Annotated in this window: 11 protein-coding genes; 6 read left to right on the top strand and 5 right to left on the bottom strand. The window is 64.7% G+C overall.

Features of this window, described 5'->3' with window-relative positions:
- Positions 1 to 110 precede the first annotated feature (110 nt).
- The 5 genes from HMI59_RS17855 to HMI59_RS17835 are packed head-to-tail and all read left to right on the top strand — an operon-like array spanning position 111 to position 7,471.
- On the top strand, positions 111 to 1,442 hold the full coding sequence (locus HMI59_RS17855; protein WP_193592065.1) for an MFS transporter: 1,332 nt from the start codon (positions 111 to 113) through the stop codon (positions 1,440 to 1,442).
- On the top strand, positions 1,439 to 3,061 hold the full coding sequence (locus HMI59_RS17850; protein WP_193592064.1) for a thiamine pyrophosphate-dependent enzyme: 1,623 nt from the start codon (positions 1,439 to 1,441) through the stop codon (positions 3,059 to 3,061). Before HMI59_RS17855 ends, HMI59_RS17850 begins: the two co-directional genes overlap by 4 nt.
- A 13-nt stretch (positions 3,062 to 3,074) precedes the next feature.
- Positions 3,075 to 4,472: a gamma-aminobutyraldehyde dehydrogenase gene (locus HMI59_RS17845; RefSeq protein WP_193592063.1), complete on the top strand. Its 1,398-nt coding sequence runs from the start codon at positions 3,075 to 3,077 to the stop codon at positions 4,470 to 4,472.
- Between the two features lie 9 nt (positions 4,473 to 4,481).
- Positions 4,482 to 6,206: an amidohydrolase gene (locus HMI59_RS17840; RefSeq protein ID WP_166185900.1), complete on the top strand. Its 1,725-nt coding sequence runs from the start codon at positions 4,482 to 4,484 to the stop codon at positions 6,204 to 6,206.
- A gap of 8 nt (positions 6,207 to 6,214) precedes the next feature.
- Positions 6,215 to 7,471 (top strand): M20 family metallo-hydrolase, encoded by a 1,257-nt coding sequence (locus HMI59_RS17835; protein WP_193592062.1) that lies wholly within the window; start codon positions 6,215 to 6,217, stop codon positions 7,469 to 7,471.
- 2 nt (positions 7,472 to 7,473) lie between these two features.
- Here the strand turns inward: HMI59_RS17835 and HMI59_RS17830 are convergent, their stop codons facing one another.
- Positions 7,474 to 8,190 (bottom strand): hypothetical protein, encoded by a 717-nt coding sequence (locus tag HMI59_RS17830; RefSeq protein ID WP_193592061.1) that lies wholly within the window; start codon positions 8,188 to 8,190, stop codon positions 7,474 to 7,476.
- 104 nt (positions 8,191 to 8,294) lie between these two features.
- Here HMI59_RS17830 and HMI59_RS17825 point away from each other — a divergent pair, with 104 nt between their 5' ends.
- Positions 8,295 to 8,918: a YdeI family protein gene (locus HMI59_RS17825; protein ID WP_193592060.1), complete on the top strand. Its 624-nt coding sequence runs from the start codon at positions 8,295 to 8,297 to the stop codon at positions 8,916 to 8,918.
- A 57-nt stretch (positions 8,919 to 8,975) separates the two neighbouring features.
- Here HMI59_RS17825 and HMI59_RS17820 read toward each other — a convergent pair whose 3' ends face one another.
- From HMI59_RS17820 to HMI59_RS17805, 4 genes are all read right to left on the bottom strand, one after another.
- Positions 8,976 to 10,139: an ABC transporter ATP-binding protein gene (locus HMI59_RS17820; RefSeq protein ID WP_193592059.1), complete on the bottom strand. Its 1,164-nt coding sequence runs from the start codon at positions 10,137 to 10,139 to the stop codon at positions 8,976 to 8,978.
- Positions 10,136 to 11,731 (bottom strand): iron ABC transporter permease, encoded by a 1,596-nt coding sequence (locus tag HMI59_RS17815; protein ID WP_193592058.1) that lies wholly within the window; start codon positions 11,729 to 11,731, stop codon positions 10,136 to 10,138. The genes HMI59_RS17820 and HMI59_RS17815 overlap by 4 nt, the downstream gene beginning before the upstream one ends.
- A 4-nt stretch (positions 11,732 to 11,735) precedes the next feature.
- Positions 11,736 to 12,779 carry an iron ABC transporter substrate-binding protein gene (locus tag HMI59_RS17810; protein ID WP_021471583.1) on the bottom strand — a complete coding sequence of 348 codons (1,044 nt, stop codon included), beginning with the start codon at positions 12,777 to 12,779 and terminating at the stop codon, positions 11,736 to 11,738.
- A gap of 184 nt (positions 12,780 to 12,963) precedes the next feature.
- Positions 12,964 to 14,115, bottom strand: coding sequence for a glycoside hydrolase family 76 protein (locus tag HMI59_RS17805; protein WP_193592057.1), 1,152 nt, complete (start codon positions 14,113 to 14,115; stop codon positions 12,964 to 12,966).
- Positions 14,116 to 14,155 lie beyond the last annotated feature (40 nt).

Below are 14,155 nucleotides of genomic sequence, written 5' to 3'. Positions count from 1 at the left end.
GTGGTGTATCGCTAGTTATTTTGGGAGAAGCTACTGGCAGTATGGAGTGAGTCACAAAATGTTCGGGCTGTCCAGATGCCCGGCCCTCGTTCTCGCACCTTGGAGCACTTATGGCATGCACGGTCAGCCCAGACACTGACACCAATCCCGCGGCAGGACACGTCGTTGACGAACGCGTCACCAAGAAGGTGGCCCTGGCTGCCCTTGTGGGCACGGCGCTGGAATGGTACGACTTCTTCCTTTTCACCACGGCAGCGGCTCTGGTGTTCAACGCGCAGTTCTTCGTCTCGCAGGACCCGTTCGTTGCGGCCATGGGCTCCTTCGCAACCCTCGCAGTAGGGTTCGTGGCCCGCCCGATCGGTGGCTTCATTTTCGGCGCCCTCGGCGACAAGGTGGGGCGGAAGAAGATCCTCATGGTCACGATCGTCGGGATCGGCATCGTCACCGGACTCATTGGCTTGCTTCCCAATTACATGAGCATCGGCATCGCGGCTCCCATCCTCTTGGTAGCCCTCCGCATCGTCCAGGGCCTCGCAGTCGGCGGCGAGTGGAGCGGCGCGGTGATCATTGCCGTCGAGAACGCACCCGTGGAAAAGCGCGCCCGCTACGCAGCGCTGCCGCAGATCGGTTCGCCGATCGGCACTATCCTGTCCTCCGGCGGCTTCTTCGGCATGCTGTTCCTGGTAGGCCAGACGAACTTTGATTCCTGGGGTTGGCGCATCCCGTTCGTCGCCGCCATCCCGCTGCTCGCCATCTCCCTGTGGATCCGCAGCCGCCTCAGCGAATCGCCCGAATTTGAAGCACTCATGGAATCCGGCGAGACGGAGCACGCTCCCATCCGCGGTGTCCTGAAGAACAGCTGGCGCCAGATCCTGGTCGGCATGTGCTCGGCTCTGCTGGGCATCGGCGGCTTCTACCTCATCACCAGCTTCGTGGTCTTCTATGGCACCAAGGTCCTCAAGATGCCGTCCGAACTCCTGCTCCTGGGCACGCTCCTGGCAGCCGCCCTGGAGATCGGTGCCCTCGTCTGGGCAGGCCGGCTGGGTGAAAAGTTCGGCGCCAGCAAGGTGATCCTCTGGGGCGGCGTAGCTTCTGCGTTGATTGCCGTACCGGTCTTCCTGGCCATTGACAGCCGCGTCCCCGTCCTGGTGGTCCTGGCCATGATGATCGGCGTCGCCGTCCTGTCCATTCCCTACGCTGTCTCCGGCACCGCGCTGACAGCTCTCTTCGCTACCAAGGTCCGCTACACCGGCGTCGCCATCACCTCCAACACCGCCGGCGTAATTTCGGGCTTCGTTCCCCTGATCGCCACCGCCCTTGTTGCGGCCAACAGCTCCTTCTGGCCGGGCGCCATCATCCTCCTGGTGATCTCCGCACTGACCGCACTTTCCGGACTGTTCCTCCCCAAGCTCTCCATCGCAGAAAAGGGTATGAAGCATTGAGCACCACTACCGCCGGCCACCTGATTGTCCGCCAGCTCGAACGCACCGGAATCCAGCGGGTCTACACCGTCCCGGGTGAGAGCTTCCTGGATGTCCTCGACGGACTCCATGGCTCGCCCATCACCAACGTGGTCGCCCGACAGGAGGGTGGCGCCGGATTCATGGCGCTCGCAGAGGGGCGGCTCACCGGGCTTCCCGGCGTCGCGATGGTTACCCGGGGCCCGGGCGCGGCCAATGCCTTCATCGCCGTGCATACTGCTTATCAGGACGCCACCCCGCTCATCCTTTTCGTGGGGCTGATCCCCGTAGCTGACCGCGGCCGCGAGTCCTTTCAGGAGTTCGACATCAACGCCTGGTTCGGCAGCACCGCCAAGAAGGTTCTCACCCTGGATGACGCGGCCTCGGCCGCCCGGGTGGTGGATGACGCCGTCTTCACTGCCCTGAGCGGACGTCCCGGTCCCGTGGTCATCGGCCTTCCTGAAGACGTCTTGGTCCACGTCGTCGAGGAAACCACGGTGGAACCGCGCGCGGTGGCCAGTCCGGAACCTGCCGCCGCGGACCTTGAAGGCTTGAAGCAGAAGCTGGGCAACGCACGCAAGCCGCTGATCGTCGTCGGCGGCGAAGGCTGGACGGAAGAGTCCGGCGGTCAGCTTGCCGCCTGGGCCGCCCGCCACCATATCCCCGTCGTGGCCGACTTCCGTGCCTACGACGCCGTCCCACACAGAAGCGAGGCCTACGCAGGCTATCTGGGGTACGGGCGGAGCGACGCCAACGCCCAGCGCCTGGACGACGCCGACCTGCTGGTCTTCGTCGGATGCGTCCGCAGCGATGTCCTTTCCGACGGTTATAAGCGGGGACTCGATGCCCACACCGTGGTGGTCAACGCCGATGCCAACCTCCTGGGGCACTTCGGACGCCTGGACCAGCACATCATTGCCGACGTCACGTCGTTCGCGGGCGCCGTTGCCGCCGTCGAGGTGACCACGGAACGCGAAGAGGGTTGGTTCGCCAGCGCCCGCGCCGACCACCTCGCGTTCTCGACGCCAACGCCCGACGGCGGAATCGGCGTGGACCTCGGCGTCGCCATGGAAGTGCTTAAGAAAGAGCTCGACGACGACGCCGTCATCACCTTCGGCGCCGGCAACCACGCCATCTGGCCAGCCCGCTACTTGGAGCACAACTCCGCAAACTCCCTGGCAGCACCGCGAAACGGTGCCATGGGCATGGGGATACCGGCAGCCGTGGCTGCATCGCTCGCCTACCCGGGCCGGCAGGTCGTCTCCGTGGCCGGTGACGGTTGCTTCATGATGAATGGCCAGGAACTCGCCACCGCCATGGGCTACGGCGCAAGGCTCATAGTGCTGGTAGTGGACAACGGCATCTTCGCCACCATCCGTGAACACCAGGAAAACCATTACCCGGACAGGCCCTCCGGAACACACATGACCAACCCGGACTTCGCAGCCCTGGCCCGTTCCTACGGCGCCTACGGGGAGCGGGTGGACCGCACGGAGGACTTCGCAGCCGCGTTCCGCCGCGCCGTCGACTCCGGCCTGCCCGCCTTGCTGCACCTGCCGCAGGACCCCGCGACCCGTTCGCCCAAGACTTCCATCAACTGACCGGAGCCCCACCGTGATCCAGCTTCAGAACATCATCAACGGAGAATCCGTACGCGCCGGGCAGACGTTGCCGTTCTTTGACCCCGCTACCGGTGAACAGATCGGCACCGCCCCGGACAGCGACGCCGGCGTGGTGGACTCCGCCTTCCAGGCTGCTGCCGCCGCATTCAAGAGCTACAAACGAACGACGCCGGGAACCCGCCAGTCGCTGCTGTTGCAGCTTGCCGACCTCATCGAGGCCAACGTCGACCGGCTGCTGGAAGCCGAGGTTGCCTGCACGGGCAAACCGGCCGCGCTGACCAAGGAGCTCGAAATCCTGCGCGGCGCAGACCAGCTGCGCTTCTTCGCCGGTGCTTGCCGTGTGGTTTCAGGAACTGCCCAGACCGAGTACGTGGAAGGGTTCTCCTCCACCATTCGCAGGGAGCCGCTGGGCGTCGTCGCCCAGATCACGCCGTGGAACTACCCGTTCATGATGGCCATCTGGAAGATCGGCCCGGCTTTGGCAGCGGGCAACACACTGGTCCTCAAGCCAGCCGACACCACCCCGTGGTCCACAGTGATCCTCGCTGAACTGGCACAGAAGGTGTACCCCGCCGGTGTAGTGAACGTGGTCTGCGGCGGACGCGAAGCCGGGGCAGCGATGGTGGACCACGAAATCCCGGAAATGGTCTCGATCACCGGGTCCACCCGGGCCGGCGCCCAGGTTATGTCGGCGGCGTCGAAAACCCTCAAGGACGTTCACCTGGAGCTCGGCGGCAAGGCCCCTGCAGTGGTGTTTGCCGACGTCGACATCCAGCGGACCGCCCGCGAAATCGCCCTTGGTGCCTTCTTCAACGCAGGCCAGGACTGCACGGCCGTTACCCGTGTGTTGGTCCACCGGGACATCCACCCGGAGTTCGCAACGGCCCTTGCCGATGCTGCCTCCGCCCTGCGGTTTGGGGAGGATCTGGGGCCGCTCAACAGCGCCGCACAGCTGGAGCGCGTGGAGGGTTTTATGACCCGCCTCCCGGCCAACGCCACCGTGCTGACCGGCGGCAAGCGCACCGGCACCGGGTACTACTTTGAACCGACGGTCATTGACGGTGTTTTCCAAAGCGATGAAGTGGTCTGCGACGAGATCTTCGGACCCGTGCTGACAGTCCAGCCCTTCGGAACCGAAGACGAGGCCTTGGAACTCGCCAACGGCACCAAGTATGCCTTGGCCTCCAGCGTATGGTCCGAGAACCACGGCGTGGTGACGCGGGTTTCCAACGAACTCGACTTCGGAGCTGTGTGGATCAACTGCCACCAGGTGATCCCGGCGGAGGCACCCCACGGAGGTTTCAAGCATTCCGGCACGGGCAAGGACCTCTCCGTATTCGGGCTTGAGGACTACACCCGCATCAAGTCCGTCACCACGTCCCACCGCTAGGGACACGCCATGAAACTGGATCTCCTGCTACAGAACGCAGACATCATCACCATGGAGCCGGACCGTCCCACGGCCGGGTCCATGGGGATCTGGCAGGGCCGGATCGTGGGCTTCGACGAGGACCTGTCCGGCCTCGAAGCAGCCCGGGTCCTGGACCTGGGTGGCGCCACGATGACGCCCGGCTTCATTGATGCGCACTGCCACACAACCTGGTTTGGCTTGGGCCTGGCGGAGCTGGATGTCTCCGGGGCCCGGCGTTTGGAAGAACTCTACGAGCTTCTCAGCGGTGCCGTTTCAAAGGGCGAAGGCGAAGCTGACCAAGCGTGGCTCTTCGCTACCGGCTTCAACCAGGCCCACCTTGACGGCGCCTTCCCGGACATCGACGAACTCGACCGCATCACCGGCAACCGCCCCTTCTTCATGCGCCACACTTCAGGCCACATGGCGGTGGTCAACACAGCCGCGCTGCGGCTGGCTGGTGCCGAGTCGCCGTCGTTCCCCGATCCCGACGGCGGAGAAATAGTCCGCGATGCAGCGGGACGTCCCACGGGAGTTGTCCAGGAGACGGCGCAGGAACTCATCCAACAGTTGATCCTGCCGTATTCGCTGGAGGACATCGAGGCTGCACTGGAGCGGGCCACCAAGTACTACGCGTCCGAGGGAATCACGAGCTTCACCGAAGCCGGCGTGGGAGGCGGCTGGATCGGCCACAGCCCCGCCGAGCTGGCTGCCTACCAACGCGCGGCGTCCAACGGACGTTTGCATGCCCGTGCACAGGTGATGCCGGTCCTGGATGTCCTGCATGGCTTGAACGGCCACGCTGCCGACAGCCCCGCCACGGCCCCCATCGGCCTGGATCTGGGGATAGCCACCGGATTCGGGGAAGACTACTTGTCCCTGGGGCCCGCCAAGGTATTCATGGACGGCTCGCTCCTGGGCGAAACCGCAGCGGTCAGCCACGAGTTCTGCAGCCACGGACACAAGGACAACACCGGCAACAAAGGCTACTTCCAAGCCGAACCGGACCAGCTGCGCGAACGCATCGAGGCTGCCTATGCGGCGGGGTGGTCCATTGCGGCCCATGCAATCGGTGACCGTGCCATTGACCTGGCCCTGGACATCATCACCGAATGCCAAGCCACGTACGGTCCCCGACGTATCCCCAACAGGATCGAGCACGCGTCCATGACGCGGCCAGAGCAACTGCCCCGATTGGCCGGGGCGGGCATCGCGGTGACTCCGCAATCGAGTTTCTTCCGCGACCTCGGAGACGCGATGACCGAATCCCTTGGCCCGGACCGGCTGGCCTGGGCCTACCGGGCGTCAAGCTTCCTCGAGGCCGGAGTGGCACTTGCCGGAAGTTCTGACCGGCCCGTCGCCGACGGCAACGTCCTGCGCGGCATGCAGGCATTCGTGGACCGCATGACGGAATCCGGTGCCGTCTTCGGTAATCCGGCCGAACGGCTCACGCCCCGCCAGGCCTTGGCCGCGTACACCTCCGGGGCCGCGGCGGCCACCGGTGCCCTGGCTGACAAAGGAACGTTGACACCCGGCAAGCTCGCCGACTTCACCGTCCTGTCGGGGTCACCGTTGCAGGCACCTGACATCAGTGAACTCCGTGTCCTGGCCACCGCCGTCGGCGGCCGCTTCACGTACCAATCAACCGACTTCCAGGCCGGACTTTCCCCGGAAAGCCCGGTCCTGGCCCGCATCTCTGCAAGCCACAGCGCATAGGGGAAACCATGACCACCACAACCAGCTTCACTGCCCGGGACGCCGTCTTCGTGCAGGATTTCCACACCATGAGCGAATTCGGCGCCACCGAAAACGGCGGCGTGGACCGCCAGGCAGCCACCATCCCGGACGGCGAGCAGCGGCGGTGGCTCACCGCGCTCCTTGAGGAGCACGGTTTCACCGTGAAGTTCGACCGCGCGGGCAACCAGTGGGGCCTCTACGAGGCAGTACCGGGTGCTCCGTTCGTGGTGGTCGGTTCGCATATGGATTCGCAGCCGACGGCGGGACGATACGACGGCGCGTACGGTGTGCTCGCTGCGGCCCACGCCGCCTTCCGTCTGGTGGAGCGCTGGAAGGCTGGCGATCCGGCACCGAGGTTCAATCTCGCCGTCGTGAACTGGTTCAACGAGGAAGGCAGCCGCTTTAAGCCGTCCATGATGGGTTCGTCCGTCTACACGGGCAAGCTCGATCTCAACGAAGCGCTCAACACCCGGGACGCTGCCGGGGTCACGGTACGCGATGCCTTGGACGCGATTGGCTGCCGCGGTTCGTTCGAAGGGCCCCAGGCCGCTTACTGCGCCGAGATCCATATCGAACAGGGGCGCAGCATGGAACGCGAAGGGATCACCATCGGCCTGGTGAGCTCCAACTGGGCCGCCAACAAGTACGAATTCGTGGTCCATGGTGAACAGGCCCACACCGGTTCCACTGTGATCGAGGACCGCAAGGATGCCCTGTTGGGAGCCTCCATGCTGGTGGTGGCGGCCCGCGAATTGGCCGATCGTTTCCCCGGAGTCCTGCACACCTCGGTCGGTCAGCTCAACGTCTACCCGAATTCGCCGGTGGTGGTGCCCTCCCGCGTGAACCTGCTCCTTGACCTGCGCAGTGCGGACGAAAGTGTCCTCGCCGAGGCCGATGCGCTGCTGCACGCACGTATTGCGGGCATCGAACGGGCAGCCAACGTCACGGTGGAGCAGCACCATTCGCACTCTTGGGCCGTCACGCCCTACCAGCCCGAAGGCGTGGAGCTGGCAGCAAAGGTCGCGGCAGATCTGGGGCTCTCCAACAAGGAAGTCATGACGTTGGCCGGGCACGATTCCACCAACATGAAGGATCTTGTTCCCACGGTGATGCTTTTTGTGCCCAGCGTGGACGGCATCTCCCATAACGAACACGAGTACACCAAGGACGAGGACATCGTGGCCGGACTTGCCATGCTCACCGAGGTCGTCGGCAGGCTCTGCGACGGGGCACTGGAGGAGTAGCTTTATTTACCCGGTGCCGGTTTCCGAATCACAATGGACGCCGGCGCGGAGCCGCCCACGGCATCCGGGTTGGCGACGTACAGGACATCGTCTTCGATCCTGGCGTCGATGCCCGCATTGTGGAGCCGGCCCAGCAGCGGTTCCAGTTCGCCGTCGTACTCGAAGGCCAGGTCCCCGGACTCCGGGGCCGTTCCATGGACTACCTGCAGGATCCCGCCGTTCTTGGTGGTGAAGGTGGCGGATTCGTCGTCGGCTGTCCGGGGCCGGGCACCGATGTTGGCGAGCTCCTGGGCGGAACCGTCGACGTCGGGACTCACCCATGTGGCCACTACCGCGAGTGCCGGGTCGGCTTTGTCCGAGGTAGCCCAACTGCCGTCGGCTGCCCGTTGGGCCTGGCCGGCGAAGAAGCTGAAACCATCCCTGCCGGTGACGTGGACGGTCTCGCCCTGCGCGGATTCGGTGACCGTGGCACGGGTGCCGTCGTCACGGGTGCGTCGGGCGAATTCTTCCAGCACGCCGACCTCCACACCGAACGCGGTGCTGCTGTCCCGGGGTTCGGATTGCTGGTGGCCGACCCTTTGCAGCGCAAGGCGACCGGATCCGGCGTCGAACTCCACCCGGTCCCGGGCCTCGGACGTGGCTACCAGCCCCAAAGCTTCCAGCAGCTCAACCCATGGTTCAAGCCGGGACGTGAAGTGGATCGGGCGGGCACGCAGCATGGCTCCTCCTTGGGCGCGGCAGGGTCTCTGCGGTTCAGCCTATGCCGTGGAAGCTGTTTTGACTCGGCTTCCGCGTGTGGGGCTGTTCCCAGCAGAATAGGGCCATGGCTGTTGAGCTTGAAGAACTGATGGTTGCCGATGCTTCCGAATGGCGTGACTGGTTGTCCAGGAATGCCGCTGACAGCCCGGGTGTATGGCTGATCCTGCACAAGAAGGGCGGGAACGTCACAGAGCTTAACTACGACGCCGCGCTGGATGAGGCCCTCTGCTTCGGCTGGATCGATGGGCAATCCAAGAGCCGCGACGCCGAAAGCTACTTTCAACGCATGACGCCCCGGGGCCGCCGAAGCATCTGGTCGGCGCGCAACGTGGGGCACATTGCCCGGCTCGAATCCGAAGGCAGGATGACAGACGCCGGGCGTGCCGCCGTCGACGCCGCCAAAGCCGATGGACGCTGGGAGGCCGCGTACGCAGGCCCCGCCGATTCGGTGGTTCCGGACGATCTTGCCGCGGCCATCGCCGCCGTGCCCGAGGCGCAGGCGATGTTCGAGGTACTGACCTCCCAGAACCGCTTCGCCCTCATTCACAGGACCAACCACGTCAAAGGGGCTGACACCCGGGCGCGGAAAATCACAGGCTTCGTGGAGATGCTGGCCCGCCACGAAACTCCGTACCCGCAGCGCAAAAAACCGGCCACCCCACCCAGGCTCCAAACCCCACCCAAGTAAGTCGCATTTGTGCGCGTTTACAGGGCTCAGAACGCGCACAAATGCTACCCAGTTGGGCTACTCGATGGGGAACGCCACGCCTTCGCCTATGACGCGGAGGCTTAGCTCGGTCCCGGGCTTGGTGATGGACGCGTTCCAGTGGCGGATGGTGATGATCTCTCCGCCGCCGGGGTACCGGTGGCTGTTGCCCGAAGCGCTGCCGTCCGGTGCCCGGTAGTCTCCGAGCTTGATGCGAACGGTGGTTTCAGGCCCGAAGTAGTCAGTGTCCACAACTACGCCGCGGATAGGACCCTCCGGGGCGATCCGGATCTGTTCCGGCCGGAGCATGAGCTGGACCTTGCCCTGGGCCGGGGGCCGGCGTACCGGAATTCCACCCAGGGAACAGGTGGCCAAGGAGCCTTCCATCCACGCATCGAGGAAGACTGCATCTCCAAGGAACTCCGCTGTGGCCCGGTCCGCGGGGCGGGTATAGACGACGAAGGGGTTGCCGATCTGAGCCAGCTTGCCGCCGCGCATGATGGCCACCTGGTCGGCGAAGGAGAGGGCTTCGGCTTGGTCGTGGGTGACCAGGATAGTGGTCACGCCCGCCTCGTTGAGTACCTTGGCGACGGCCCGGCGGGTAGCAACGCGCAAGCCGGCATCCAACGCAGAGAAGGGCTCATCCAGCAACATCAGTTCAGGCTCGCGGGCCAGGGCACGGGCAAGGGCCACCCGTTGCTGCTGGCCGCCGGAAAGCTGGTGCGGCCGGCGCTTTGCCATGGCCGGGTCAAGGGAGACCATGTCGAGCAACTCGGCGACCCGTTCCTTGACCACACGGCGGCCGCCGTCGAGCTTTCCGGCATCCAGGCCAAAAGCGATGTTCTGCCCCACGGAAAGGTGCGGGAACAGGGCACCGTCCTGGGCCACGTAACCAACTTGGCGCTTGTGGGCGGGAACCCAGACGTTGCCGTCCGCCACCGGGGTGCCATCAAGTTTGATGGACCCGGTGTCCGGATGCTCGAACCCGGCAATCAAACGCAGCAGTGTGGTCTTCCCGGAACCGGAGGGCCCCACGATCGCCGTGGTCCCGCCCTTGGCGACCGAAAGGTTGACCCCTTTCAGCACTGACTGCGAACCGAAGTTCTTGGTGACCTCCGCAATGTCCAAGTGTGGGTTGGTGGAGGAAGCCACCGAGGGTGCCACACGCGGCGCGGGGAGTCGGGAAGGGGATTGTTCGGTCACTGTCCGGCAACTTTCTTGGACTGTTGGAAAAGCAGGTAGGTCATGGGTGCCGAGAGCAGGATCATCAGCAGTGCATAGGGGGCTGCGCCGGTGTAGTCGATCTCGCTGCTCTTGCTCCAGAACTCCGTGGCGAGGGTCCTGGTGCCGTTCGGCGACAACAGCAGAGTGGCCGTCAGTTCGTTCACGATGGCCAGGAACACCAAGGCCGCACCGCCGGCAGCTGCCGGTGCCGAAAGCCGGAGGGTGACCCGGAAGAAGGAGACCAGCGGCGCCTTACCCAGGGACTGCGCGGCTTCGTCGAGCTCCTTGGGCGCCTGGGCGAGCCCGGCCCGCAGGTTCACAAGGGCCCGGGGAAGGAACAGCAGCACGTAGGCGGCGATCAGCACCCCGGCGGTCTGGTACACGCCCGGCAGCACACGGATGCTCACCGTGACGAAGGCCAGGCCCACCACGATTCCCGGAAGGGAGCTGGTGATGTAGTTGGAAAGTTCCAGCATCTTGCTGAACCAGCTGGGGCGCCGCACCGCCAGGTAGGCCATGGGGAACGCCACGATGGTGGTGACCAGGGCCCCGACCGCACCGTACATGAGCGTTTGCAGCAGCGCCGGAATGAACTCATCCGCGGCCCAGACGTCCAGGCCGCCGGCCACAATCCAGCGCAGCACGAACCACACCGGAACTCCGAACGCCAGGACGGTAAGCGCCAGGAGAGCCAGCTGTGCAGGAACCTGGTAGAGGCCCAGGGGCATGCGGGTTGCCTTGGCCTGCGCCCCGGAACCGATGCGGGCGTAGCGTGCTGTTCCGCGGCTCCGGACCTCCACGAGCAGCAGGATCAGGCACAGGAAGACCAGGACGCTGGCCAGCATGTTTCCCGCGGTGCCATTGAACGTCGACTGGAACTGAACCATGATCGCCGTCGTAAAAGTATCGAAGCGGATCATCGCAAAGGCGCCGTATTCGGCCAACAGGTGGAGTGCCACCAGGAGCGCCCCGCCGGACATGGCAATCCGGAGCTGCGGCAGGACAACCCGGAAGAAAACAGCCCACGGGCCCAAACCCAGCGATGCAGCGGACTGTTCGATCGCCGGATCCAGGCGGCCGAGCGTCGCCGCGGCGGGAATGTAGACCAGCGGGAAGTAGGAAAGCGTGGCGATCAGGACGCCGGACCAAATCCCCGCCAGGGACGGCACGGCGGACACCCACGAGTAGCTGTTCACGAAGGCCGGAATGGCCAGCGGGGCAGCCAGTGCCACCGCCCACCAGCGGTGGCCGCGCAGCTTGGTGCGCTCCACGAGCCATGCTCCACCCACGCCAAGAACCAGGCAGGCGGGGACCGTAATCACCATCAGCAGGATGGTGTTGAGCAGCAGTTCCGCGACGCGGGGCCGGAAGATGAGTTCGACGGCGGTGTCCCAGCCTGTCGCGGCGGTCATGTAGACCACGTAGCCCAGCGGCAGAAGTGAAAAGAGCGCCGTCAGGATGGCCAGGACGGACACCGTTGAGACGCCGAAAGGCGGGCGAGGGCGCTTGCCCTTGCCCGCCGTCGTCGTGCTTCCTGCCGGGGTGCCGGAAGCCGAAAGGTCGGTACTCACGTAGTTACAGCAGTCCTGCCTTGGTCATCATGTCGGTGACCTTTGTGGAGTTGAGCTTTGCGGGATCAACGGTGGGAGCCTGGAGTTCCTTGATGGGGACCAGCTTCTCGTTGGCATCAACCTCGGAGGCGATGGCGTACTCGAAGGAGGTGCCGTTCTTCAGGATTTCCTGGCCCTTCTTGCCGGTGATGAACTTCAGGAATGCCTGCGCGTCCTCAGCGTGCTTGGAGGACTTCAGGACACCGCCGCCGGAAACGGACAGGAAGGCGCCCGGATCCTGGTTCTTGAAGTAGTACGGGGTGACGTTCTTGGAGTTCTCGCCCGTCTTGGCCTGATCGCCGTAGTAATAATAGTGGTAGATCAGCGCGCCATCCACTTCACCGGCGTTCACGGCCTTCATGGCGGTGCTGTTGCCCTTGTAGGCCTTGAAGTTTTCCTTCATGCCCTTGAGCCACTCTTCGGTAGCGGCCTCGCCCTTCAGTTCGAGGAGGGCTGAGACGATTGCCTGGAAGTCGGCGCCGGTGGGGGAAGCCGCCCACTTGCCCTTCCACTCAGGGTTGGCCAGGTCCAGCATGGACTTGGGCAGCTTGTCTTCGCTGATCTTGTTCTTGTCGTACACGAAGACGGTGGAGCGGGCTGCGATGCCGGTCCATTTGTTGGTGGAGGGGCGGAACTCGGCGGGAACCTGGTCGACGGTTGCCTTGTCGACGTCGGCAAAGAGACCGGCGTTCTCAACCTGCGCCATTGCGGGTGAGTTCTCGGTCAGGAACACATCGGCCGGGGAAGCTGCACCTTCCTGGATGATCTGGTTGGACATTTCTGTGTCCGAGCCCTGGCGGAGGGTGACCTTGATGCCGGTCTCCTTGGTGAAAGCGTCGATCCATTCCTTGGTGAGGCTTTCGTGCTGGGCGTTGTAGACCGTGATGCCTTCGCCGGAAGCGGATTCGGAGGCGGCCGGGGTGCCGGAGTTGGAGCCACAGGCGGCGAGGCCGAGTGCGGCAGTGGCGGCGAGAGCGATTCCTGCCAGCGCGTTCTTGCGGAGCTTCATGCGGACTTCTTTCTGCGAACAGATGTGGGTGCCCGGAAGACGGTCCGGGCCTCTGCGGGCGGCGGGGATTTGGGGGTGCCCGCTGTGAAAAGCGTAGGTTAGGCAACCCTTCTTTACGAAGCCCTGAAGGCCTTATGTGACAAGGATCACGTCAATTACACAAGTATTGCGTGACGTAATTCCCCTAGCCCAGCGTTGCGGCCGCTTCCAGCGCCATCCAGGCCTGAAGTTGGGTGGAAAGTTCGACGGCGGACCCCGCCGGATACGTTTCGCCGGCCGGGCGCTGTGGATCGGAAGAGAAGATGAGGCGGGGACTGGATGCTTCCTGGCCGCGAGGGGTCCGTTCCAAGCGGCCGGTCCACAGGGCTTCGGCGGTAGACAGGACGAGGTCCCTTGCCGCCGAGCGGGTCGACTCAGGGAGCCTGGCGTCCCGGACGGCCAAGGCCAGGTAGCGCAAGAGTATCCCGGTGAAGAGGCCGCCATCCCCGGCGCCCTCGCTGCGGACGACGCCGGTACCCGGAAGGGTCAAGCCGCGGCCGATTGCCTCGATCAGCCTGGACGCCCGTTCCAGTTCGACTGCTCCGCCCAGTTCCAGAAGCGCGCCGAGCACCGGGCCTTGGTTATAGGTGTAGACCGCGCTCTCAAGAACGGGCTCGCCGTTCCTGATCCGCAGTCCATCCATGTACAGGCCCGTGTCCTGATTTAGAAGCCTGGTGTTGAGCCATGCCACCAGTGCTTTCGCTTTGTCCCTCTGCCCTGTCCTGGCAAAATACAGCGCGATCGGGGCCGTGGCGGGCGTGTTCTTGAAATCCCTCGCGGTACTCCAGTAAGTTCCGCCGCCCAGGTCTTCCGTGGCCGCAGAATCGAACTGCAACGTGAGGCACCTGCGAACGTATGCATTGCGGCGTCGCCCGGGCTTGCGGGTCTCCCGGGCCAGTTCCTCAAGCCTGAGCGTCGACAGTGCGAGCCAAGCCATGTCGTCATAGAAATGGTTGACGAATCGGAAGCGGTTCCGGAACCGGATGGTCGTCACCAGCCGGGAAGCGAGCCTGCCCGCGCTGGGGCGGGAGGCGCCGTCGAACCTTGATCCCGAGGCGAGTTCCCTGCGGCCCGCGTCCACCAGGCAATCCACGTAATGGGCCTGCCACCAGTAGTGCCACGGGCGGAAGAGGCTGAACCTGCCCGGAAAGCTGACGGCGCCGATATGGGTGCCGGGCAGGAAGAGGAGCCGCTTTCCGAAAGTTCGCGTCACGGAACGCGCTGCAGCGTCGGCCCGTTCTCCCCATACTGCGGCCGGTACTGCGGACAGGGGTGGTTCTGCGCTCGTGCTGGGCATGGATCAAGCCTAGCGGGGAGGAAGTGACGTGCGCCGGGCC

Source organism: Paenarthrobacter sp. YJN-5, assembly GCF_015040095.1.
GTDB lineage: Bacteria > Actinomycetota > Actinomycetes > Actinomycetales > Micrococcaceae > Arthrobacter > Arthrobacter ureafaciens.
Note: the sequence above shows the minus strand (reverse complement) of the source record. Positions and strands in the feature narration are given on the sequence as shown.

What these genes read in the sequence shown, in the direction of transcription:
- HMI59_RS17840 (WP_166185900.1), top strand. Translation starts at nt 4,482, where the DNA reads ATGAAACTGGATCTCCTGCTACAGAACGCAGACATCATCACCATGGAG.
- HMI59_RS17830 (WP_193592061.1), bottom strand. Translation starts at nt 8,190, where the DNA reads ATGCTGCGTGCCCGCCCGATCCACTTCACGTCCCGGCTTGAACCATGG.
- HMI59_RS17855 (WP_193592065.1), top strand. Translation starts at nt 111, where the DNA reads ATGGCATGCACGGTCAGCCCAGACACTGACACCAATCCCGCGGCAGGA.
- HMI59_RS17810 (WP_021471583.1), bottom strand. Translation starts at nt 12,779, where the DNA reads ATGAAGCTCCGCAAGAACGCGCTGGCAGGAATCGCTCTCGCCGCCACT.
- HMI59_RS17805 (WP_193592057.1), bottom strand. Translation starts at nt 14,115, where the DNA reads ATGCCCAGCACGAGCGCAGAACCACCCCTGTCCGCAGTACCGGCCGCA.
- HMI59_RS17825 (WP_193592060.1), top strand. Translation starts at nt 8,295, where the DNA reads ATGGCTGTTGAGCTTGAAGAACTGATGGTTGCCGATGCTTCCGAATGG.
- HMI59_RS17835 (WP_193592062.1), top strand. Translation starts at nt 6,215, where the DNA reads ATGACCACCACAACCAGCTTCACTGCCCGGGACGCCGTCTTCGTGCAG.